The organism is Silvibacterium sp. (genome assembly GCF_047605705.1).
Classification (GTDB): Bacteria; Acidobacteriota; Terriglobia; order Terriglobales; family Acidobacteriaceae; genus Silvibacterium.
In genome coordinates this window covers 40733-61999 of sequence record NZ_JASGFD010000007.1, presented here as the reverse complement: position 1 = coordinate 61999, position 21267 = coordinate 40733, and the positions used below count along the sequence as shown (strand labels likewise).

General features: G+C 62.0%; 20 protein-coding genes. 14 read left to right on the top strand and 6 right to left on the bottom strand.

Going from position 1 to position 21267, the window contains the following annotated elements:
• Nucleotides 1-86: 86 nt before the first annotated feature.
• The 3 genes from ftcD to QM649_RS04145 form a co-directional block, all read right to left on the bottom strand.
• A complete protein-coding gene (ftcD, locus tag QM649_RS04155) occupies nt 87-1022 on the bottom strand; it encodes a glutamate formimidoyltransferase (protein WP_415197754.1) in 936 nt (311 codons plus the stop codon).
• A gap of 91 nt (nt 1023-1113) precedes the next feature.
• Nucleotides 1114-1845, bottom strand: coding sequence for an acyloxyacyl hydrolase (locus tag QM649_RS04150; protein WP_415197753.1), 732 nt, complete (start codon nt 1843-1845; stop codon nt 1114-1116).
• Between the two features lie 138 nt (nt 1846-1983).
• Nucleotides 1984-2733, bottom strand: coding sequence for a YebC/PmpR family DNA-binding transcriptional regulator (locus QM649_RS04145; protein WP_415197752.1), 750 nt, complete (start codon nt 2731-2733; stop codon nt 1984-1986).
• 265 nt (nt 2734-2998) lie between these two features.
• On the opposite strand from QM649_RS04145, the gene QM649_RS04140 reads away from it, so the two are divergent.
• The 3 genes from QM649_RS04140 (at nt 2999) to QM649_RS04130 (ending at nt 5718) form a co-directional block, all read left to right on the top strand.
• Nucleotides 2999-3433, top strand: a complete 435-nt coding sequence (locus QM649_RS04140) for a BlaI/MecI/CopY family transcriptional regulator (protein WP_415197751.1) — start codon at nt 2999-3001, stop codon at nt 3431-3433.
• Nucleotides 3430-4860 carry a M56 family metallopeptidase gene (locus QM649_RS04135; protein WP_415197750.1) on the top strand — a complete coding sequence of 477 codons (1431 nt, stop codon included), beginning with the start codon at nt 3430-3432 and terminating at the stop codon, nt 4858-4860. The genes QM649_RS04140 and QM649_RS04135 overlap by 4 nt, the downstream gene beginning before the upstream one ends.
• A gap of 84 nt (nt 4861-4944) precedes the next feature.
• Nucleotides 4945-5718, top strand: a complete 774-nt coding sequence (locus tag QM649_RS04130; RefSeq protein WP_415197749.1) for a hypothetical protein — start codon at nt 4945-4947, stop codon at nt 5716-5718.
• A 337-nt stretch (nt 5719-6055) separates the two neighbouring features.
• On the opposite strand, the gene recN is transcribed toward QM649_RS04130, so the two are convergent.
• The gene (gene recN / locus QM649_RS04125) at nt 6056-7741 is read right to left on the bottom strand and encodes a DNA repair protein RecN (protein ID WP_415197748.1); all 1686 of its coding nucleotides are present in this window, start codon (nt 7739-7741) and stop codon (nt 6056-6058) included.
• A gap of 301 nt (nt 7742-8042) precedes the next feature.
• On the opposite strand from recN, the gene QM649_RS04120 reads away from it, so the two are divergent.
• The 9 genes from QM649_RS04120 to QM649_RS04080 all read left to right on the top strand — a co-directional run bounded on the left by QM649_RS04120 (nt 8043) and on the right by QM649_RS04080 (nt 16416).
• A complete protein-coding gene (locus QM649_RS04120) occupies nt 8043-8825 on the top strand; it encodes a MotA/TolQ/ExbB proton channel family protein (RefSeq protein ID WP_415197747.1) in 783 nt (260 codons plus the stop codon).
• On the top strand, nt 8809-9234 hold the full coding sequence (locus QM649_RS04115; protein WP_415197746.1) for an ExbD/TolR family protein: 426 nt from the start codon (nt 8809-8811) through the stop codon (nt 9232-9234). The genes QM649_RS04120 and QM649_RS04115 overlap by 17 nt, the downstream gene beginning before the upstream one ends.
• A gap of 16 nt (nt 9235-9250) precedes the next feature.
• Nucleotides 9251-10057 (top strand): energy transducer TonB, encoded by an 807-nt coding sequence (locus QM649_RS04110; protein ID WP_415197745.1) that lies wholly within the window; start codon nt 9251-9253, stop codon nt 10055-10057.
• 56 nt (nt 10058-10113) lie between these two features.
• Entirely contained in the window at nt 10114-11472 is a 1359-nt protein-coding gene (gene tolB / locus QM649_RS04105) for a Tol-Pal system beta propeller repeat protein TolB (RefSeq protein ID WP_415197744.1), read from the top strand.
• 82 nt (nt 11473-11554) lie between these two features.
• Entirely contained in the window at nt 11555-12322 is a 768-nt protein-coding gene (pal, locus tag QM649_RS04100) for a peptidoglycan-associated lipoprotein Pal (RefSeq protein ID WP_415197743.1), read from the top strand.
• A gap of 154 nt (nt 12323-12476) precedes the next feature.
• Nucleotides 12477-13406 (top strand): tetratricopeptide repeat protein, encoded by a 930-nt coding sequence (locus QM649_RS04095; protein ID WP_415197742.1) that lies wholly within the window; start codon nt 12477-12479, stop codon nt 13404-13406.
• Nucleotides 13407-13488: 82 nt separating this feature from the next.
• Complete coding sequence (locus QM649_RS04090) at nt 13489-13695, top strand: hypothetical protein (RefSeq protein WP_415197741.1); 207 nt, start codon at nt 13489-13491, stop codon at nt 13693-13695.
• Between the two features lie 223 nt (nt 13696-13918).
• A complete protein-coding gene (locus QM649_RS04085; protein ID WP_415197740.1) occupies nt 13919-14605 on the top strand; it encodes a hypothetical protein in 687 nt (228 codons plus the stop codon).
• A 338-nt stretch (nt 14606-14943) separates the two neighbouring features.
• Complete coding sequence (locus QM649_RS04080) at nt 14944-16416, top strand: GGDEF domain-containing protein (protein ID WP_415197739.1); 1473 nt, start codon at nt 14944-14946, stop codon at nt 16414-16416.
• Nucleotides 16417-16421: 5 nt separating this feature from the next.
• Here the strand turns inward: QM649_RS04080 and QM649_RS04075 are convergent, their stop codons facing one another.
• Nucleotides 16422-16940, bottom strand: coding sequence for a hypothetical protein (locus tag QM649_RS04075; protein ID WP_415197738.1), 519 nt, complete (start codon nt 16938-16940; stop codon nt 16422-16424).
• Nucleotides 16941-17091: 151 nt separating this feature from the next.
• Here QM649_RS04075 and QM649_RS04070 point away from each other — a divergent pair, with 151 nt between their 5' ends.
• Entirely contained in the window at nt 17092-18171 is a 1080-nt protein-coding gene (locus QM649_RS04070; RefSeq protein WP_415197737.1) for a dihydrodipicolinate synthase family protein, read from the top strand.
• A 118-nt stretch (nt 18172-18289) separates the two neighbouring features.
• On the opposite strand, the gene QM649_RS04065 is transcribed toward QM649_RS04070, so the two are convergent.
• Entirely contained in the window at nt 18290-19255 is a 966-nt protein-coding gene (locus QM649_RS04065) for a TIGR03435 family protein (protein WP_415197736.1), read from the bottom strand.
• A gap of 173 nt (nt 19256-19428) precedes the next feature.
• Here QM649_RS04065 and QM649_RS04060 point away from each other — a divergent pair, with 173 nt between their 5' ends.
• Nucleotides 19429-21267 (top strand): 2-oxoacid:acceptor oxidoreductase subunit alpha, encoded by a 1839-nt coding sequence (locus QM649_RS04060; RefSeq protein WP_415197735.1) that lies wholly within the window; start codon nt 19429-19431, stop codon nt 21265-21267.

Below are 21267 nucleotides of genomic sequence, written 5' to 3'. Positions count from 1 at the left end.
CTCAGCACTTCGCCCGACCTCTTCAAAACCATTCCTGCCTTTGCAGGTGTAGACGGTGGCGCGTTTCTGGAGTCCGCGCTTCTATCTTAGACTCGTAACCCCGCCGGTTGTTCCGGCCAGGGTCGCGGATGCCGGAGTTTGCGTTCCAGAATTTTCTCTTCCGGATCGAACTCATGGAAAAGACGCATCCACTCACTTTCCTGCTCAGCGGCGGCTTCGGGAATGAGCCCGATCAATTCTCCGCGGCCAATTTCCACTCCGAAACGGGCAGCCTTGTCCCGGACGGCGCGGTAGACTTCGCTGACCGGGGTCTGGCGGAAGTCGGTGATGTTCATCGAAATCTGCGCCTCGCCATGCGCCAGAACGCCCATCGCCTTGATGCCGGTGAGGCCGCCGCCCGAGGCCCGAATTTCGCGGGCAATGGCGCGGGCCTTGGCGACGTCCGCGGTCTTCAAGTACAGATTGTAGGCGATCAGGAAGCGGCGGGCGCCTACGGCCGAGGCTCCGGCGGTGGGGTGAAGGTCCGGTCCTCCCACATCGGGACGGCGTGCCGCTTCGCGATGCACCGCGTCCCGAAGCCCTTCGAACTGCCCCCGGCGCACGTCTTCGAGCAGCGCGCGGTCCGGGCGGGCAGCGGCGGCCTCATAGAAATAAACCGGAATGCCGTAGCGGTTCCAGAGCAGCTGGCCGGCCTGCCGGGCGAAGAGCACGCAGTGTTCGAGCGAGATGTCGCGCACGGGCACGAAGGGGATCACGTCGGCCGCGCCGATACGGGGATGCACGCCTTCCTGCAGAGTGAGGTCGATCAACTCCGCCGCCCTGCCTGCTCCGCGCACGGCGGATTCGATGACGGCCGCGGGCGGTCCAACGATGGTCACGACCGAGCGGTTATGGTCCGAGTCGCGCGAGTAGTCCAGCAGGGAAACGCCGTCGACCCGCATGGCTGCGACGATGGCCTCAACAACCTCGGGACGCTGACCCTCGGAAAAATTCGGTACGCATTCGATCAGGGGTTCGGACATAGGCAGGAGTGGCGTCACGCTAACAGAAAGATACCGGATGGGCCCGGGGATGCGGTGTATACGCTACACCCATCCCCGATCCGATGGCTCCCTACTTTTTCCACCAGGAGTAACCGATCTGGAACTGCACGCTGGCGTTGACGCCGGGGTTGCGATCGCCGAGCGAGGCGCTCGAGATATGGATGGCATTGGCCGCGAAATCGATCGCCTGGCCGGGCTTCACGAAGTAATGGAAGCCGACGCCGAACTGGGGCGTGAAGTTGAAGACACTGGTGCCGCCCGAGGTGCCGTGCTCGACGAGGATGTCCGGCGGAAACTTGTGGGTGGTGTAAACCAGTCCGCCCGCACCCTGGATGAAAGGAATGATCTTCTTCGTCGGGGTGAAATTCCAGCGCAGGATGATGGGCGTGATGCTGACACCGGTATAGGTGCCGCCGCCGTAGGGGAGGATCTCCGACCCGAGGTAGGTGCCGGTCTGGCTGTAGATCTTGGTCAGTGCCGAATACGGAGCCGGCGTGAAGGACTGCCAGTAGGGCATGATCTCACCGGCATATTCGAACTGGCCGCGGAAGATGGTGCCCAGGTGTGGGTCGGTCAGAACCTTGCCGAGGCGCACACCGCCGGAAAGAAACTTGAAGTCATCGCGGTCACCTTCGCCCAGGCCACCTTGCAGGAATGGGCCGAACTCCCACGGGAGCGACGCCATGGCCGCCTTGGCTGGTGCGTCGGTTTCCAGTACCTGGTGCTCCGTCTGGCTCTGTCCGGTCGCATTCTGCGCATTCAGCGTGGTCGCAGCCAGTAGCGCTGCTCCCAGGGCACACATCCATTGCATCCGCATCCGAATCGTATCTTCCCTCTTGAAACAAAATTCTGCCGGCCTGTGTAGCCTCCGGCGTTGCCCGCAAAAGCGAGGCCGCCTGAGCGGCGGCCCACTTCTCTGACCCTTCCGGTAACCGCGAGGTTAGCCGGCGATCTCCTCGAGCTGGTTGGCGTCCATGTCGAAGTTCGAGTAGACGTTCTGCACGTCGTCGTGATCTTCGAGCGCATCGAGCAGGCGAAGCATCTGAGCGGCGGGTGCGCCTTCGAGCTTGGTGTAAGTCGAGGCGATCATGGTCACCTCGGACATCACGGTCTCGATCTTGGCAGCCTTCACCGCTTCGGAGACAGCTTCGTAGGCCGAGGGATCGGTAATGATCTCCCAGTTTTCGCCTTCGTCGTTCAGGTCGTCGCCGCCGGCTTCGAGCACGATGTTCATCAGCTGCTCTTCGTTGGCCGCTTCCTTTGCGATGGCGATGACACCCTTCTTCGAGAACATGAAGCGGACCGAGTTCGGCTCGCCCAGGTTGCCGCCGTTCTTCGAGAAGGCGTGACGGATTTCGCTGACCGCGCGATTACGGTTATCGGTGGTGCAGTCCACGATGACGGCCACGCCGCCGGGGCCGTAGCCCTCGAAGGATATTTCCTCGTACTGCAGGCCGGGGATTTCACCGGTGCCGCGCTGGATGCCGCGCTTGATGTTGTCGGCCGGCATGTTCTCGGCCTTGGCTGCGGCAATAGCCGTACGCAGACGGGGATTGCCATCCGGATCGCCGCCGCCGGCACGCGCCGCGATGGTGATTTCCTTGATCAGGCGGGTAAAGATCTTGCCGCGCTTGGCGTCCAGTGCGCCCTTCTTGTGCTTGATTGTCGCCCATTTGGAATGGCCGGACATAGGGACCTCAGGAGTCTGTGTGGATTGATTTTTGCCGCGAAGTGCTGGAAAACATTGCTGCTTTGGAGCTACTCCCGCAACTCAGAAGTATAGCAGGGCAATCCGGGGGTGAAAAATCATCGGGGGATCGATGAAAATCGCGCTTCTTCACGCTTTGCCGAGAGCGGGGAAGTGACGCACCGGATCTCCGAGGAATGAAGTCCTAAGAATTTAGTTGACAGGGCTGAATGTGCGGGCCTAGTGTCCTAATGAATTAGGAGGAAGCGTGGCGAGCGACTCGAAGAACGGCGTGAAGAAGGTGGAGCTGACGCGGCTGGAACTGCGGATCATGCAGGTGATCTGGCGGCTGGGCGCGTGCACGGTGAGCGCGGTGCAGGCGGAGCTGGAGCCTCCGCTGGCTTACACCACGGTGCAGACGATGCTGAACATCCTGGAGCGCAAAGGCAAGCTCAAGCGCGAGCTCGAGGGCCGTGCCTATGTCTACTCGGCGCGGGTGACCGAGAACAAGGCGCTCGGCCAGAGCGTGCGCGACCTGGTGGACCGCATGTTCGGCGGATCGAGCGAGGAGTTGGTGATGAGCCTGCTCAAGAATCGGCAGATCGATGCAAAGAAGCTGGCCGAACTGACGGAGCGCTTCCATCGCGAGCTCGATGACGAGCCCGGTGTTGAGAAGCCGGGTGGCGGGAAGGAGGGGCAATGAAGAGTGCTGAGTCCTGGGTCTTGACGTATCTGTTGAACTCGCTCTGGCAGGTGCCTCTGCTGCTGGGTGCAGGATGGGTGGCGGCGCGGCTGGCGCGGCGTGTGGGTGCAGCGATGGAGCATGCAGTGTGGGTAGCGGTGCTGATCCTCCAGAGTGTCCTGCCCGCCTGCTCGGCGATTTCCTCAACTGTTTCAGGGGCAGGCTGGTGGGAACCGTGGCTGCGTCATCTGATGGCATGGCGTTTTCATGCGCATGCCTCCGGAGGTTCCGGGGTCGCGGTGGTGATGGAGCCAGGGATGGCAGGGAACCGCATGCCGATCTCTGCCATGCTGCTCACCATCGTTGCCGCCGCGTATGTGCTGATCTCGGTATGGTTCGCGGCGCGCTTTCTCTTGAGCTGGCTGCGTGCGGCGCGAATCCTGCGATCGGCCATGCCGGTGGAGCAGCTGCCGGGCGAGGCGGCCTCCGTGTGGGCGCGGTGCTCGAAACACTTCGGTGTCGCGGATGCTTCGATCCGGGTTTCGCCGGATGTCCCGGGACCGATGGCGATGGGCGCCATGCGCAGAATCGTGCTGATGCCGGGAGATATGTTGGCCGGTTTGCCGGAGGACGATCTGCAGGCGGCGCTGGCGCATGAGTGCGCGCACCTTCGGCGGCGGGACTACCTGGCGAACCTGGTTCTGCAGGTGCTGGCGCTGCCGGCGAGCTATCACCCGCTCTCTGCGCTCACCCGCGCGCGGGTCATGGAGAGCCGCGAGATGGTCTGCGACCAGCTTGCGGCGGAGATGACCGGGCCGAAGGCCTATGCGCGATCTCTGCTGCGGCTGGCTGCCGTGTTGCTCGAAGGCATGCCTCTGCCCGTCCCCCACGCCATCGGCCTCTTCGATGCCAACGTTCTCGAAAGGAGACTTATGAAGCTGACAGCAAAGCAGGGTGAGATGCGGGGAGCCAGGCGACTGGCGGTGATGCTTGCCTGCGCAACGGTGGGCGTAGGTGTCTGTGGATCGGCATTGGCGATGGGGATGCACGTGAATGCCGTATCGGCGCAGAGCGACGAGGGAACGCCGACAAAATATCCGACGAAGATTGCAGTAGCTTCCGGCTTGATCGCTGGGAACAAGATCGGTGGCGCGCAGCCGGAGTACCCGGCGGAAGCGAAGAAGGCAAGAGTACAGGGCACGGTGGTGCTTGGGGCTGAGATCGGTAAGGACGGAAAGATAAAGGGATTGGTGGTGAAGTCCGGTCCGAAACTCCTGCAGAAATCGGCACTGGATGCAGTCAAGGGATGGCTCTACAAGCCGTTTCTGCTGAACGGAGAGCCAGTCGAAGTTGAGACGGAGATCAATGTGATCTACTCGCTTGCGGATAGCAGCAAACCCGATCTGCCACCACCACCTCCTCCGGCCAGCGAATCGCAGTTGAACTAAAGCCAGGCAGATGGGGAGTGCGGATGCGCTCCGCATCTGCCTGTGAGTTACATCCTGTTGACCTGCCCCCGTCAGAATGAAGGGATGGTCGACCGCCGTAAATTCCTTACCCGCTCGCTTGCCCTCTCTGCTACTGTGCTTCCCACTGCCATGCATGCGCAGGATGCTTCTCCTCAAGGCATGCCCGATACCGAGCTTGTTTCCCGCATGCGGCAGAAGCTTGCGCAGGAGTTGGGGGATGCTTCTGTCGCTGCGGAGCTTGCCCCTTCCATCTTCGATGTCGGCTTCGAGTGGACACCGCCGATGCGTCCAGCTAAGGAGTTGCGCGCAGTGGTTGCGTACAGCTTCGGCAACCGGCTCACGTCCGACCCAAAGGCGCAGCCGGAGCCTGGCCCGGTGAACGAGGCGCTTGCGGAGGCCGTGGTTCGCGTGCGTGCGCTGATGGCGCCCGGCACGCCTGTGTATGCGCAGTGGGAGATCGCGCATTTCCTCGTCGTGAAGCATGGCCTGAAGGACGTGGTGAGCATCGAGCCGGTGGTCGCACCGGATGGCACGGTGACTTATCTCAGCACCGACGGCGTGGCCGAGGCCGTGGTGAAAAAGGCCGGTGGTGTTACCGCTCTTGGACCAGTGACGGTGATTGGACATCGCGATCATGCGAAACGTTGCGTGCTCACGTCGCGTGCGCGGGGTATGGATGCGTGGGTGGCAAAGGAAGTGCCGCTGCCGGTGGAGTATGACGCCGAATCCGGACAGGCATGGACGCGCCGCCGCGATCTCTATCTGCTGCATGACATGGCCGCGCAGATGATGATGCTGCGCGCGGCGAAGATCGCGGAGATTTATCCGAAGGGCTAATTGTTCTGCGTGGCGTTTTTTGCAGATGCTTTGGCTTGTTGGCGCACTTTTGGTCGCGATCGGCGTGTGTTTCCTCCCGCCCAGGCAAAGCCTGGACTGGGCACACTCTTCTTCTCTGGTGAAGGGAACTGCGGGTCCTCCACTGCGCCTGTTCCGGTAGGAGGGAGAGGCCCGTGCTTCCCCACTCAAGCCAACTTCGGGCTTGAATGGGCCACCGTCGCATCCTCGCTCTTGGAGAGAACTGCAGGTTCCTCCGCTCCGCTCCCTGCGGTCGCTTCGCTCGGAATGACAGGGTTTGTAGGCGGAGGCCGAAGGCGATTCGCCCTGCGGGCAGCAGTTAGTCCCGGCTGGCTTTGAGCATCTGTTCGGCGTGCTTGATGGAAGTGTCGGTGAGGGTCGCGCCGCTGAGCATGCGGGCGATCTCTTCCGTGCGTTCGGTGGTGCCGATCAGGCGTACCGAGGTCCGCGTGCGGCCCTGCTTCTCCTGCTTCTCGATGAGGAAGTGCTGGTCGGCGAAGGCGGCAATCTGCGGCAGGTGGGTAACGCAGAGCACCTGCTGCGCGCGCGAGAGCGCTTTGAGCTTCTGGCCGACAGCCTCCGCGGCGCGGCCACCGATGCCGATATCGATTTCGTCAAAGACCAGCGTGCGCGGGACCTGCGTCTTCTTTTTGCCGCGCGCCGCGCCTTCTTCCACGCTGACCTTGAGCGCCAGCAGCACGCGTGACATTTCGCCGCCGGAGGCCACTTCTTCGAGGGGCTTGAGCGGTTCGCCGGCGTTGGTGGCGATGCGGTAGGAGACCGTGTCCCAGCCGTGCGCGGACCACGTGGCTTCGCTCTCATCCGCGGTTACGGCGATGGAGAAGCGGACGCGCATGGCGAGATCGTTGATCTGTGCCTCGGCAAGCTTTTCGAGCTGCTTTGCTGCGCCGGCGCGTTCCTGCTGCAGGGCAGCGGCCGCCTTGCGATAGGCAGCGGCCTCGCGGGCGAGCTGTTCGCGGAGAGTCTTGAGGATTTCGTCGCGGTTCTCGATCTCGTCGAGCCTGCGGCGTGCCTCTTCGCCGTAGGCAATGACGTCTGCGAGTGTTGTCCCGTACTTGCGCTTGAGCCTGTCGAGCGCCGCAAGGCGGTCTTCGATCTCGGCCAGACGCTCGGGCGAGGCCTGAATGCCTTCGGCGTAATCGCGCACGGTAGCGCCCACGTCTTCGACGACTGCGAGCGTTGAGGTGAGCTGCTGGGCGGCTTCGCTGAACTTGGCGTCGTAGCGTGCCAGCTCTTCCACCTGCTTGAGCGCGGCCCGCAGCGTGGCCTCGGCCGAGCCTGTGCCGTCGTAGAGCAGGTCGTAGGCGCTCATGGAAGCGGCGTAGAGCTTCTCGGCATTGGAGAGCACGCGGCGCTCGGTTTCGAGGGCTGCATCCTCGCCGGCCTCGGGCTTCACGCCTTCGATTTCGTTGGCCTGGAAGCTCCAGAGGTCGAGCATCTTCAGGCGGTCCTGCTCATCGCGTTCGAGCTCTTCGAGGCGGGTGAGAGTTTCGCGCCAGCGGGTGTGGGCGGCGGAGACCGCATCGGTGCTGATGACGCCGTAGCGGTCGAGCAGCAGACGCTGCTGCATCTGGTCGAACGCTCCCATGGTCTCGCTCTGCGCATGTACCAGGGCGAGCTCCGGCGCGAGCTGGCGGAGCACCGCTACCGTGGCCGGCTGGTTGTTCACGTAGACCCGCGCTTTGCCGCTTTCGAGGATTTCGCGGCGCAGGATGATTTCGGCGCCCTCCGCATCGATGCCGTTGGCCTCAAGGACGGCCTCGGCTGCGGGGGTGCTTTCAAAGACACAGGAGACGACGGCGCGATCCGCTCCATGGCGGACGACGTCGCTCGAAGCCTTGCTGCCGAGCAGCAGGGCGAGTGCATCGACAAGGATGGATTTTCCGGCGCCTGTTTCGCCTGTCAGCAGGTTCAGGCCCGGCCCGAAAACGGCGACCGCGTGGTCGATCACCGCATAGTTTTCCGCGCGCAATTCCAGCAGCATAGGTGACTTGAGGTGAATCCTCGCTCAGCATAGCAGGCCGGCGTGTACAGATCTCTAACAGCTGCCAGCCTTTACCCGGCGCGCGCGTGACATTTGCACAGCACGATACGTCCAACCCTGAGCCAGTGCCGGTGCGGGTTGACGTAGATCATGGGCCGCGCCGACAGGGGCTGATAGGACTTTCTGCAGCGTTTTGTTGCACTTTCTGCTCGTTCCCGCTGCTGTTGACCAATCATGAACCGCGCGGGAGACAACTTGGTTCGGCTTCTCCGCGTCTGGTAACTTGGACATATAGAGCGCGATGACACCCCTGTTTGCGACCATAGCCTTCTTCTTCCTTCAATCCGACGCCGATGCCGGCGCGCCCCCGGTTGTAAATAACGGGAGTGCCATTCTAGAAATGCTCCGCAACAGCGGTCCTGTCGCTCTTGCCGTGCTCGGTATCCTGGTCTTCGCCAGCATCTGGTCGTGGGCCATCATTCTCGGCAAGTGGAGCAACTTCCGCCGCGCTTCCGCGCAGAGCCGCCGTTTCCTTCGCGCATTCCGCAAGGCGACGCGGCTGCAGGAAATTGCCACTGTCAGTGAACAGTTCAAGCCCAGCCCGCTGGTAGGTGTCTTCGACGAAGTCTACGAGACCTACAAGCGGCAGACGGGCGGATCCGGCGCTCCGCGGAACATCACTGCTCTCGAACGCTCTGCGCAGACTGCCTCGAATGAGTCGGTGACCGCGATGGAAAGCCGTCTGACGTGGCTGGCGACGATCGGCTCGATCTCGCCTTTCGTCGGACTGTTCGGCACCGTGATGGGCATTGTGGACGCCTTCCACGGATTGGGCCAGGCCGGTACAGCGACGCTGCGCGCGGTTGCGCCGGGCGTCGCGGAAGCGCTGATCACCACAGCCGCTGGCCTGCTGGTGGCGGTTCCGGCGGTTGTCGCCTACAACCAGTTCACGGCGCGTTGCCGCGACTTCGCTGCACGCAACGACGACTTTGCGCGCGAGTTGCTGAACAGCATGGAAGAGGTTTCGCTCCGCCCCGGTCAGGATCCTGTCGAGAGGGAGGCCGCGCGTGGCCTTCACCAATAACTCGGGGCGCACCCAGACTTCGCTTTCGGACATCAACATTACGCCGCTGGTCGACGTGGTGCTGGTGCTGCTCGTCATCTTCATGCTGACCGCGCCGGTGCTGCAATCGGGCATCGAGGTGAATGTTCCGAAGACGAAGACGGTGAAGGAAATCACCGAGCAGCGCGTAGTGGTGACCATTAACCGTGACTCCGAGATTTTTTACCAGGACAAGCCGATCAATCTGAATGACCTGACCGGCAAGCTGCTGAGCTCGGGGAAGGATCCGGCGCACCAGGTGATTTATCTCGAGGCTGATGAGAAGGTGCCCTTCGGCGCGTTCGCATCCGTGATGGATGCGGTCAAGCAGGCCGGCATCACGAACATCAGCATCGTCACGCAGCCCCTGAACAACGGCAAAGCGCGGTAAGGCAGGGAATCGCTAGATGGCGCAGCGGACGACAATCGATCTGGAGCGCGAGCCAGTTGGCACGCCCATGGCCAAATCCTTTGGCCTGCACCTGCTTATCGTGGGGCTCATTGTCCTGTACACCTGGCTCTCCGGGCGTTTTCATGGCGCGGAATGGGGCGACAACAAGGCTCCGGGCGCGATTCAGGCCACCCTGGTGAGCTCCGCACCGGCCATCCCGCTGCCGCAGGATCAGCCGCCGACGCCGAATGTGCTGGCGACCGAGACGCCGTCTCCGGCGCCGCCCAAGCCGCAGCCGAAGCCGGTTGCGCCTCCACCGGATGCGGTTCCCATCCCCGTGAAGCAGCCACCGCCGCCCAAGCCCAAGGTAGAAAAAAAGCCGGAACCCGAGACGCCGAAGCATGTGCAGCCGACGCCTTTGCAGAATCGCGCCCAGTATGGCGAGGCCGCGCCCGCACAGGTTCCACGTTCCGTGGCGAATAATCCTGGCCCCCAAACGCCGATCAATGTCACTGGCGGCGGGGAAGGGTTCAATTATCCGTATTACGTGGGGATCATCCAGCGTAAGGTCCAGCAGGCCTGGTATCTCTACGAGGTGACCGGCACCCAGATGGGCGCCCAGTGCCACGTGACTTTCACCATCGCCCGGGACGGCACACCCAGCAATATCCGCATCTCCAAAGGTAGCGGCTCGCCTACGCTCGACACCTCTGCTGTTCGCGCGGTTCAGCGCATCGAGAGCTTCGGGCCGTTACCCCCGGGATACAACAAATCGAGTGTCTCCGTGGAGTACACTTTTACCTACGATCAGCCTGCGAAATGACCCAGCGATCGTTCACCTGTTCATTCCATTGCCACCGATGCAAGCCCAGAGGCACGATGACCGGTAAGCAGCAGAAGCACCCGACCTTCCAGTACGCGTTTTCACTCTTACTTCTTTTCCTTCTCGCCACGCCCGCGCTCCGCGCACAGGACTGGGTTAAGACCGGCACCAACCTCGGCGTGCAGAGAATCCGCATTGCGGCCGCCGATTTCAAGGTTGCGTCCGGAGATCCGCAGACCGTGCCGCTCCGCGCCACCTTTGACACCGTGCTCTTTAATGACCTGAAGAATGCCGGCGTCTTTGACATGGTGGCCAAGAGCATGGCGCCCGAGGCCACGCCCGGCAGCCCGCAGGAGATCAATCTAGGGCAGTGGGCCGCGGCTCCCTCCAATGCGCAGATGGTCGTCTTCGGCGGCTTCTCGGTGGATGGCGGCCGGATCAACGTCCGTGGCTTCGTTTTCGATACGCACAACGCGGACAGCCCGCAGATTCTCGGCAAGCAGTATTCCGATACCGCCAACGACGAGAACGCCCGCCAGATTGCCCACCGCTTCGCGGATGAGATCATCACGCAGCTCGGCGGCGGCATCGCCGGCATCTGCGAGACGAAGATCTATTACGTTGCACGTTCGGGTGACGGCAACAAGGAGATCTGGGCGATGGACTACGACGGCAACGATCCGCACCAGATCACCCATCTGGGCACGATCTCGCTTTCGCCGCGCGTCTCGCCGGACAACTCACGCCTTGCCTTCTCCTCGCTCGGCCGCAGCGGCTGGACCATCCGCATGTACTCGCTGGTGCTGAATCGCATGGTGAACTTCAACGCGCCGGGCGGCACTACGCTCTCTCCCGCATGGACGAGCGATTCCAGCAAGATTGCGTACTCGTCGAGCGTCAGCGGCGATCCGGAGATCTACTCCTCGGATGCCAGCGGCGGCAGTGCGCATCGCATCACGGCTTTCCGCGGTCCGGATGTCTCGCCGACCTGGAATCCGAAGTCGAACTCACAGATTGCGTGGGTGAGCGGACGGACCGGTCTCCCGCAGATCTACATCATGGATTCGGATGGCGCCAACGTCATGCGTATGACGGACGGCGGCTACGCCACCTCGCCCTCATGGTCGCCGAACGGCCAGTTCCTCGCCTTCGCATGGAACCGCAAGTACGGTCCGGGCGCGCCGGGCGGGCAGGATATTTACATCATGGATATCGCCAGCAAGCGCTGGACGCAGCTGACCCACGATGCCGGCCGCAATGATTTCCCGTCCTGGTCGCCGGATGGCCGCCACATCGTCTTCCAGCGGGAAGACGACAATGGCGCCCAGATCTGGTCGATGCTGGCTGACGGAACAGAACAACAACAGCTCACTCATCGCGGCAACAACTCGATGCCGAACTGGAGCTGGAAATAACGAGTTGTAGTAAAAGCAGGCGGAGTTTTTCCGCCTGTTGCCTTGGTTGCACCATAAAAACAAAGCTCCCTAGGAGGAGATCGTGTCTTTCCAACTTCATACTGTTCTGAACCGTCAGACCCGCCGCCGTACGCTCGCCCTTGCGGCCAGCGTTTCGGCCCTGCTGTTTGTGGCCGGCTGCCACAAGAAGGCTTCGCCGCCGCCCCCGCCGCCGCCGCTAAGCAACAACGCCGCTGCGCCGACCGCGGACATCACGGCCACGCCGACGCAGATCGCGCCGGGTGACAGCGTTGTGCTGACCTGGCACACCAGCAATGCCAACAACATCCAGATTGAGGGCATTGGCGAGGTTCCCAGCTCGGGCACGCAGTCCGTTCGTCCCAACCAGACCACCAGCTATCACCTGATCGCACGTGGCGAAGGTGGCTCGACGGATGCAACCGCGACCGTCACCGTCGGCGCGCCGCCGCCGCCGAGCGCCCCGGCCGAGTCGAACATCGACGACGCGACCTTCCACCAGAACGTGAAAGATGTTTTCTACGATTACGACAGCTACGACGTGAACGCGCAGTCGCAGTCGGTGATTTCGCAGGATGCCGCCTTCCTGAACCAGCATCCGGACCTGAAGGTAGTCATCGGCGGTTATTGCGACGAGCGTGGCTCGGTTGAGTACAATCTGGCCCTCGGCGAGAACCGCGCCAATGCCGCCAAGCAGGCCCTGGTGTCGGCTGGTGTGAGCCCGTCGCGCCTGCGCACCGTCAGCTACGGCAAGGAAAAGCAGTTCTGCACCGATCACGACGAAGCCTGCTGGCAGCAGAATCGTCGCGCGCAGTTCTCGGTCGACCGCTAAACTGACTGCGAACCGCGAAGTCCTCGCGTAACCATCGGCAGCACCGCATAACCGTGCGGTGCTGCCTTTGCCGTACGAGAGCCTGTTTTCCCAGCACCTCCGTCTCCCCGCTTCAGCCGAGCTAGCCGGGAGCGGAACCCGGAGAGTGATTCTTATGCGCAAGTCCCTGATTCCGCTTTCTGCCGTGGCCGCCCTGGCCCTGCTGATTCCGGCCCCGCCGGCCCACGCTGTCTCCAAGGAAATGGTCCAGCTACAAACCCAGGTGCAGCAGCTGCAGGACATGCTCCAGCACCTGCAAACCTCGAACGACCAGAACATGGGTGTGCTCCAGCACCTCGTCCAGCAGACGGCCGACAGCGTCAGCCGCATGCAGCAGACGCTCAACACTCTTCAGCAGCAGGTAGAGGCCCAGAACGGGCAGGGCGGTAAGGTCGATCAGCTCTCGGGCCAGATCCAGGGCGTGAACGATTCGATCGACGAGATGAAGACCCGCATGGCAAAGCTGGACAAGAGCCTGCAGGACATCCAGTCGCAGCTCCAGAACATTCAGTCGCAGCCGGTCGGTCAGCCTGCGGGACAGCCCGGTCAACCCGGCGCGACGCCACAGGGGCAGCAGCCGGGCAGCCCGCAGGCAATGAGCGGCGCTCCCGCACAGCCGCAGCAGCCCCAGGCTCCGCCGGTCGACCAGCTTTACCAGTCCGCGCTGCGCGACTACACCAGCGCTCGTTATGACCTGGCCAGCGGTGAGTTCGGCGACGTGATCAAGTACTATCCGCAAGACGACATGGCAGGGAATGCCTACTTCTACCTGGGCGAGATCTCCTACCGTAAGGGGGACTACCCGACGGCGATCCAGAACTATGATGCCGTTCTCGAGCAGTTCTCCGGCAGTTCCAAGGCCCCCGCTGCGCAGCTGCGCAAGGGTTTGGCGGAGATTGCAGCGAACAAGAAGGATGCCGGTGTCCGCGATCTGCGCAGCCTGGTCGCGCGCTATCCGCAGACGCCTGAGGCCGCGCAGGCCCGCAGCCGGCTGAACGGCATGGGTGTGCGCCTGGTCGCTGACAAACCCTCGGCGTATCGTTGAACACGAAGCCGGCGGACGAACGGCGAAATCCACCATGGCGCGCATGCTCGCATGCGAAAAGCTGCATCGAAGGAAAGCAGTTATGACCGACAAGAAACTTCATCCCGACGCCGACGCGCATAAAGGCGCGGTCGAAAGCCAGTCACCCAACGACATCCCCCCTCGCGCGGATCATCACAGTGTGCTCGCCGATCAGCTTCCGCATCGTCATGGTGACGAATTCGACGGCGCGGACTCCGATTTTCCGGAGCCGGGCTCGAGCCCGGAACACAGCGGCCAGCGTTCGTAGCACAACAGCCGCCGCGCCGGAGACTCCGGCCGGCGGCCTTGTTCTTTTGCTGCTGTTCCTTCCTGCGGCACGCAGCCCTTACACTGCAGAGGTGATGACTTCGTTCGTTCGCCCTGCGGCACTTCTACTGGCTGCCACGCTTTCTCTCTCTGCCGCTGCGCAAACCACTCCCGCGCAATCCGCGCCACCTGCCGAAACCCAGTCTCCAGCGGCTTCTCCCTCCATGCAGGAAATCGAAAACCAGGGGCTCGAGGCTTTGAAGGGCAATCAGGCACAGCAGGCTCTTGAGGATTTCCAGAAGGCACTCGCACTGAATGCGGACGATGCCGCGGCGAACCTGCTGGCGGCGACAGCGGCATTGAGCCTCTACAAAGGCGATCTGGCGGTGCAGTACGCCGAAAAGGCGAAGCAGCTCCAGCCGGACGACTGGAAGGTGCACACCACATTGGTCGCGGCGTATGCCGAAGCAGGGAAGAAGCAGCAGCGGGACCAGGAGCGCGACATCCTGCGCAAGCTGCATGCCGATCCTCATGCGCCCGATGCGATGCAGACGGCTGGCTTCCTGGTGGAGATGTTTCCGGTGAAGCAGTATCGTGTGGAGGCGGTGGAATACTTTCAGCCGGTCGGCAAGTTTCACCTCTACTACCGCTTTGTGATCCGCAATGCCGATGGCCGTCGCGTGTGGCAGATCGATGTCGAGAGCAACGACTTCGATCAGAAGTCCTGGGCCGGAGCGCATGCCGAGGAAGCCGCGCAGGGCAAACGGCAGTTTCAGCTCGTGGGGCAGGACGCCGACGTGCGCAACGATTACCACATGTTCTCCGGGCTTCCGGATTACGATCTGATTCGCGGCCAGGTGGTGTCCGTCATCGAGCAGCAGACAGCGCCGTTTCCGGGAGAGAAGCGCTAAGAGCAGTTCACCGCCAGGAGCAGCTCAGAGGGCTGCTTCTGGCGTTAGCGCTGGCGTGATCGAGATCAACTTTTTTGTAGGCAGATGCGTTAAGGATCGCCATAATCAAAGCACTCATCTTCAAGCAGCAAAGGGTATTCCCAGGCAAGCTCTCCGGTCCGCGGTTTAGGGCGGACGGCTTGGTTTGTTTGCGTGCTGGAAGATGCTGAATTGAGATTGTTTCCGTCCGGGGATCGGTCCGGAAGTGGCGATAGCTGGCAATGGCGCGAACCGTCGAGAATCAATACGTATCTTTTTTACCGCGGCGAGGAGGCTTCCTCCTCAGCATCCTCTTTGGGGTGCTTCTGCTGCACGCGGCGATTCTCGCGATGTTCCCCCTCAAAGCGATTACGGCCTCTCGTCTGCTGACTGCTGTGATTCCCATCCTGTTGGCAGCCTGCGCGTTCTGGAGAAGCCGTGGACTGGTCCGGCGCGAACGTATCTCGTGGTGCTACCTGGCGCTCGCTCCTCTGTTGTGGGCCGGGGGGCAGATTCTGACGACGGTTCTGCCGGGGACATGGGCTTCCGCGACCTCTGACCTGCTGTACATGTGCGCCGCGCTGCCGGTGCTACTTGCCATCAGCCATACAGCGGAAAACGAATCGATTCCCGGGATCCTGTACCTGAATTTCACCCAGTTCGCGCTGGCTGTTCTGCTGATCTATTACCGTACGTTCCGGGTGGTGCAGAGCCCGGCCGAAGCGAGCAGCGCAGAGTTCGTCATTTACGACTGGGAGTGCGTGCTGCTTGCGGTGTCCGCCATTGTGCGCTTCTTCTGCTGTTCGTCCCGCGAGGAACGGCAGCGCATGAAATGCCTGGCGGCGACCGTCTGGATCTACACACCGATTGAGCTGGGGATGGACTATGCCACGGTCCACTGGCATCTGCCGGAAGGCACATTGTTCGACCTGCTCTGGAGCGTGCCCTTCCTCTTCGCCGCGTGGCAGATTCTGAAGCTTCCGGATGAGGCCGAGCAGGAAGAGGTTCGGCCATTTTTTCCACGAGCCGCGCTGCTGTTACAGAGCCTCTGTCCTGTGCTGATGACCATCGGGCTGTTTGCGCTGGCTTGCACCCTGCTCGGGACGCATCCTGTGCTGGCGCGCTGTTCCATCCTGGCCATGCTGGTGCTGCAGGGGCTCCATGCGGGAATCGTGCAGGTGAACTATCTTTCCGGTCAGCGCACGCTGCTGGAGCGTGAGCGGCAGCTGGAGCGGGCGAATGCCGGGTTGTTGCACCTCTCGCACATCGATCCGCTGACCGGCGTGGCCAACCGGCGCGGCTTCTCTGAGGCGCTCGAGTCTGCATGGGCTGTAGCTGCGGATGAGCGAAGGCCGATCTCTCTGCTGATGATCGATCTCGATTTTTTCAAGGCCATCAACGATCGCCATGGTCATGCATACGGCGACGAGTGTCTCGCCTCCGTGGCGCGCACGCTGCTGTTGCAGGGGGCGCGGGCAGGCGATCATCTGGCCCGCTACGGCGGTGAAGAGTTTGTGCTGATGCTGCCGAATACAGGTCTGGATGGCGCACGCGCCGTAGCGGAGCGCATGCATCGGGCAGTAGGATCGGCGGGATTAGTCAATCTCGATTCGCCGTTTGCGAAGAGGCTGACCGTGAGCATCGGCGTCGCATCGGCGTCGCCGAGCCGCAGCATGCACAGCGGCAAGCTGCTGGATGCCGCGGATAAGGCTCTCTATGAGGCGAAGCGGACGGGAAGGAACCAGGTCTGCGTCCACGATCTGCTGGAAGCGCCGGTCCTGGCCGTAGTGTAAGCCTGTTAGGCTTCGGTGCCCGGTTCGAGATTGCGGCCCCGCATGGCGATCTTTGCGCCGATGGAATAGCCGAGCATGGCAACGGCCGGCCAGGTGCCGATGAAGCGTCCCTGCCCGTCAATCATGCCGCTGTCCCAGTTGAGGCTGAAGAAGGTGAACCAAAGCTTGTCACCGGGGCCGCAGCGATAGCAGGCATCGGGGCCGGTCGGCATGTCGAGGATCCAGAGGCCGACGATGGTGAACCACACCAGGCCGGCAAGCCAGGTGAGTGTCGCCACGTTACTGGAGCGAATCCGCACAACGAAAAAGCCTGCCGCCAGCGGAATGGCCAGCGATAGGACAAGCGTGAAGGCCGCGGGCATCGACTCCGGATGGAAAAGCGTCACGATTCCCATCATCGCGCCCCAGGCGATCAGCCCAAAGAGCGAGTGAAACACGAACCACATAAACTGGCTCGCCATCTCCGCGCCGCTCAGGTTGATCCGCTCCATCTGCTTGATCGGTTGTGCCTGTGCACCAGCCATATGCTCGCTCCCTGCGCCGCTATGCATTTGATGCGGCTGATTCTAAGGGTATCGAATCTGCGCGGCAGGAAAAACCCGGCCATCATACCCCTTTCGTGGGATCGCGTTTGCCGGCGCGCAGAGCCATGCAGCGGAGCCGTACAATCAAGCCATGCTGCTCGATGGAATTTTTGCTGCGATTACCACCCCCTTCCACGCGGATGGCCGCCTCTACCTGCACAAGCTCGAAGAGAATGTCGAACACTATTCGCGCACCCCGCTGAGCGGACTCACGGTGCTCGGTTCGACAGGCGAAGCGCCGATGCTGAGTGATGAGGAGACGCGCGACGTGCTGCGTCACGCGCGGAACAGCGCGTCGGACGACAAGGTGCTGATCGCGGGCATCGGACGCGAGAGCCTGGTGGAGACTCTGCGGCTGGCGGAGTTTGCTGCCGACCACGATTACGACGCGGTGCTGGTGCGTACGCCGCACTACTACACGCCGCAATACGCTTCGAGCAATGGCGAGCGCGAGGATTCGCTGGGGCTGCTGACCTACTACCGCACGCTGGCCGACCGCTCGCCGCTGCCGGTGATCCTCTACAGCATTCCGAAATACACCCACTATGACCTTTCGCCTGCGCTGGTGGGCGAGCTGGCGCAGCATCCGAACATCCTTGGCATCAAGGATTCGAGCGGGAGCGTCGAGCGCATCGAGCAACTGGTGGCCGCGACGGCGAATGCACCGAAGCGTGAGGTCACGGTGACGACGACTTTCGAGGCGATGACCGGCCGCATGCAGCAGGTACCGCCTCCCGCGACGGATAATCTCATCTCTGCGGATATGCTCACGGTTCTGCCGACCTTCACGCCTGAGGCGGCGATCCCTGCACGGCCTTCGCGCAAGAAGACGATCGGCTTCCAGGTGCTGAGCGGCGCTTCGGACCAGATTCTGCCGTCATTGCAGGCGGGCGCAAGCGGTTCGATCCTGGGGCTGGCCGCGTGCGCGCCGCAGGCCTGCCTGGAAGTGCAGATGGCATGGAAGGACCGCGACCCCGCGCTGGCCGCACTCAAGCAAGAGCGGCTGGTTGCAGCAACGAAGTATGTCGTCGGCAAGCTGGGCATCCCGGCGATCAAACACGCATGCGACCTGAACGGCTTCTACGGCGGTGTGCCGCGCCTGCCCCTGCTGCCGCTCGATGCGGAGACGAAGGCGAAGGTAGCGGACGCGATGCGGGATCTGCGGAATTGATGGCGGTGCTCACCGGTCAGTATGGCGACTGTCCCCTCATTGAGCCGTAAGCTGTGCGGCTTGCATGTGGTACTCGTCTTTCAGATCTGATTGCCAGAGGCCGCGAGGCGGGAATAGCTCAGTTTGGCGTCGGCGGGTCAGCGTGGTCTATGACTAATGTTTTCACCGGCCCCCTGGTACGCTTCAGTTCCAATCCCAGCTGCTCACGCAGGGCATCGGTGACGTAGGGAAAACGCTCCGATGCGTCGGGTGATGCGCTTTGACGCGTGGTGTAAGTGAGTCGATAAGCATAGAAGCCCGTGATGCCCGTGCGGTCGAGGACTTCCGTGCCCAGGTCCTGTTTTAGCTGATGTATGAGGAGATCAAAAGGACAGCCGGAGGACTGATACTCCTCACCGCTTCGGGAAACTCTGGGATAGCAGTTGTTTCCTGGATTTACCTTGTCCTTCGCTATCGGTCTCATGAGCTTCGCCGTCTCCGGTGACGCAAGAAGCTCGTAGGTTGTACCCGTTCGATCTTCGAAGTGAGCCTTGAGGTGAAAGCGGTCGGCGAGCATCCGCTGCAGCATGTATCGCTTTTCCGCTTCGAAGTCATCGCGGTTCAGCTGCGATAGAGTCCGGTCCGTCGAGGCGTCGGACTGTGCCTCAATGTCATACGTCAGATTGGCCGCCCACTTGGGTACGCCAACGATGAGTGCACCGATTTTGATGTCGTAAGCTGTGACGAGCAGACCCCAGAGGGAGACGGCTTGACCGGTCCAGACGCCTGTTCCTGGGACGTTATTGATGCCTCGGGAGGTCGGGTTCTTCACCTCGTGAATGGAAACGACATCGAAGGCTAAATGAGGTTTGTAGGCGATGGATGGCGGGACCATGTCGGGTTTGCCGGAGACTGTGTTCTGGGCTGACAGACAAATGGCTGTGCTGAAGATCAGCGCCCAGCACGCGAGTGAAAAAGAGCTCTGTCGAAACACGGATGCTTCTCCTTGTCTGGAGATCGCTGGTAGACGGAAGAAACGCGAGAAATGCATCAGCCGCAAGTGCATGGCCGCGATAAAAAATCTTTCTGCAATGTATACAACCATTGCATCTCCGTTCAGGGACAGATATGCACCGCTGAGTGGGCATGTGTCGCCGTTCGGACCTGTATAGTCTGCTTCGCCCCTTCCTCTCGCTATAATGATGAGTCAGAGAGAACCGTTTTCTTTCCATCTATTTCTGAAGGGAATTCCGCCAAATGGCGACAGGTGACGTTGCCTTGGGCAATCTAGAGCCCAGCACAGGCACGAACGACGATCTTTCCGGGCGCAAGCCCGTTATCAACGACTTCAGCATCCAGGTAGCCACCGTCAACGGCTCCGGATCGCAGTCGGCTAACAGCGTCCTGCTGCGCAGCATCTTCGGCATGGGCATTCCGGTGAGCGGTAAGAATCTCTTCCCCTCGAACATCGCCGGCCTGCCCACGTGGTACACGATTCGCGCCAGCAAGAACGGCTATGTCGCGCGCAAGAAGGATATCGACATCCTGGTTGCGATGAACGCGGAAACGGCCAAGGACGACATTCTCTCGCTGCCCGCAGGCGCGGTGGCGATCTACGAGGCCTCGCTCGGCCTCGATCAGCATCGCTCTGACGTCACCTGCTACCCCGTTCCCTTTGACAAGCTCACCGCCGCCGTCTGCCCTGAGGCGCGCCTGCGCAAGCTGGTCAAGAACATGATCTATGTCGGCGTCGTGGCGAAGATCATCGGTCTTGACATGACGGCCGTCGAAAAGGCCCTGCGCAAGCAGTTCGCCAAGAAGCAGAAGGCCGCCGATCTGAACTGGGCTGCTGTCGAAGCCGGCTTTAACTACGCCGCCGAGACCTTCACCAAACAGGACCCCTTCGTCCTCGAGCCGATGCACGAGACCGAAGGCAAGATCATCATCGACGGCAACGCAGCCTGCGCGCTGGGTTCGCTGTTTGCCGGCGTCACCGTTGTGACCTGGTACCCGATTACGCCCTCGTCGTCGGTCGTCGAGTCGCTGATCGATCTGCTCAAGAAGTACCGCATCGAGCCGGACGGCAAGGCTTCGTTCGCCGTGGTTCAGGCCGAAGACGAGCTGGCGGCTGTGGGCATGGTGCTCGGCGCTGGCTGGGCTGGCGCCCGTTCGATGACCGCGACCTCGGGCCCCGGCATCTCGCTGATGGCCGAGTTCATCGGTCTCGGTTACTGGGCTGAACTGCCGGGCGTGATCTTCGACATTCAGCGTGTCGGACCCTCGACCGGTCTGCCGACCCGTACCGCGCAGTCCGACCTGCTTTCGCTCGCGTATCTCTCGCATGGCGATACCAAGCACGTCATCCTGCTGCCGGGGTCGGTGAAGGAGTGTTACGAGTTCTCGATCGCTGCCTTCGATCTGACCGAGCGCCTGCAGACCCCGGTGTTCGTGATGTCCGATCTCGACCTGGGTATGAACAACTGGATGTCCGAGCCCTTCGAATATCCGGAAAAGCCGCTTGATCGCGGCAAGGTTCTGACCGCGGAAGACCTGACCCGCCTGGGCGGCTTTGCCCGCTACAAGGACGTGGACGGCGACGCGATTCCGTACCGCACACTCCCCGGCACCGACCATCCGCAGGCTGCCTACTTCACGCGTGGCTCCGGCCACAACGAGAAGGCGCTCTACTCGGAGAAGCCGGACGATTACCAGAACATGATGGAGCGTCTCGACCGCAAGTTTGAGACCGCCCGCACGCTGGTTCCGGCTCCGGTTGTCGTCGCGAACGGCACCTCGAAGATCGGCATCATCGCCTTCGGCACCTCGGACTTCGCCATCACGGAAAGCCGCGACCAGCTGAAGAACGAGTACAAGCTCGATACGGATTATCTCCGTGTGCGCGCCTTCCCGTTCACCAAGGAAGTGCTCGACTTCGTTGCCTCGCACGAGCGTGTCTACATCGTGGAGCAGAATCGCGACGCCCAGCTGCAGAGCCTGCTGAAGCTCGATCTGCCTGCCACGGAAATCGTCAAGCTGCGCAGCATCCGCCACTTCAACGGCCTGCCCATCGACGCGCGCTCGGTCACGGACGAGCTCGTTCTGCAGGAGGGAATCTAA

Coding starts and splice junctions, on each gene's coding strand:
- QM649_RS04090 (WP_415197741.1), top strand. CDS start 13,489: ATGACCGACAAGAAACTTCATCCCGACGCCGACGCGCATAAAGGCGCG.
- tolB (WP_415197744.1), top strand. CDS start 10,114: ATGACCGGTAAGCAGCAGAAGCACCCGACCTTCCAGTACGCGTTTTCA.
- QM649_RS04095 (WP_415197742.1), top strand. CDS start 12,477: ATGCGCAAGTCCCTGATTCCGCTTTCTGCCGTGGCCGCCCTGGCCCTG.
- QM649_RS04145 (WP_415197752.1), bottom strand. CDS start 2,733: ATGTCCGGCCATTCCAAATGGGCGACAATCAAGCACAAGAAGGGCGCA.
- QM649_RS04135 (WP_415197750.1), top strand. CDS start 3,430: ATGAAGAGTGCTGAGTCCTGGGTCTTGACGTATCTGTTGAACTCGCTC.
- QM649_RS04065 (WP_415197736.1), bottom strand. CDS start 19,255: ATGGTTGTATACATTGCAGAAAGATTTTTTATCGCGGCCATGCACTTG.
- QM649_RS04130 (WP_415197749.1), top strand. CDS start 4,945: ATGGTCGACCGCCGTAAATTCCTTACCCGCTCGCTTGCCCTCTCTGCT.
- QM649_RS04120 (WP_415197747.1), top strand. CDS start 8,043: ATGACACCCCTGTTTGCGACCATAGCCTTCTTCTTCCTTCAATCCGAC.
- QM649_RS04110 (WP_415197745.1), top strand. CDS start 9,251: ATGGCGCAGCGGACGACAATCGATCTGGAGCGCGAGCCAGTTGGCACG.
- recN (WP_415197748.1), bottom strand. CDS start 7,741: ATGCTGCTGGAATTGCGCGCGGAAAACTATGCGGTGATCGACCACGCG.
- QM649_RS04070 (WP_415197737.1), top strand. CDS start 17,092: ATGCTGCTCGATGGAATTTTTGCTGCGATTACCACCCCCTTCCACGCG.
- QM649_RS04150 (WP_415197753.1), bottom strand. CDS start 1,845: ATGTGTGCCCTGGGAGCAGCGCTACTGGCTGCGACCACGCTGAATGCG.
- QM649_RS04085 (WP_415197740.1), top strand. CDS start 13,919: ATGCAGGAAATCGAAAACCAGGGGCTCGAGGCTTTGAAGGGCAATCAG.
- ftcD (WP_415197754.1), bottom strand. CDS start 1,022: ATGTCCGAACCCCTGATCGAATGCGTACCGAATTTTTCCGAGGGTCAG.
- QM649_RS04075 (WP_415197738.1), bottom strand. CDS start 16,940: ATGGCTGGTGCACAGGCACAACCGATCAAGCAGATGGAGCGGATCAAC.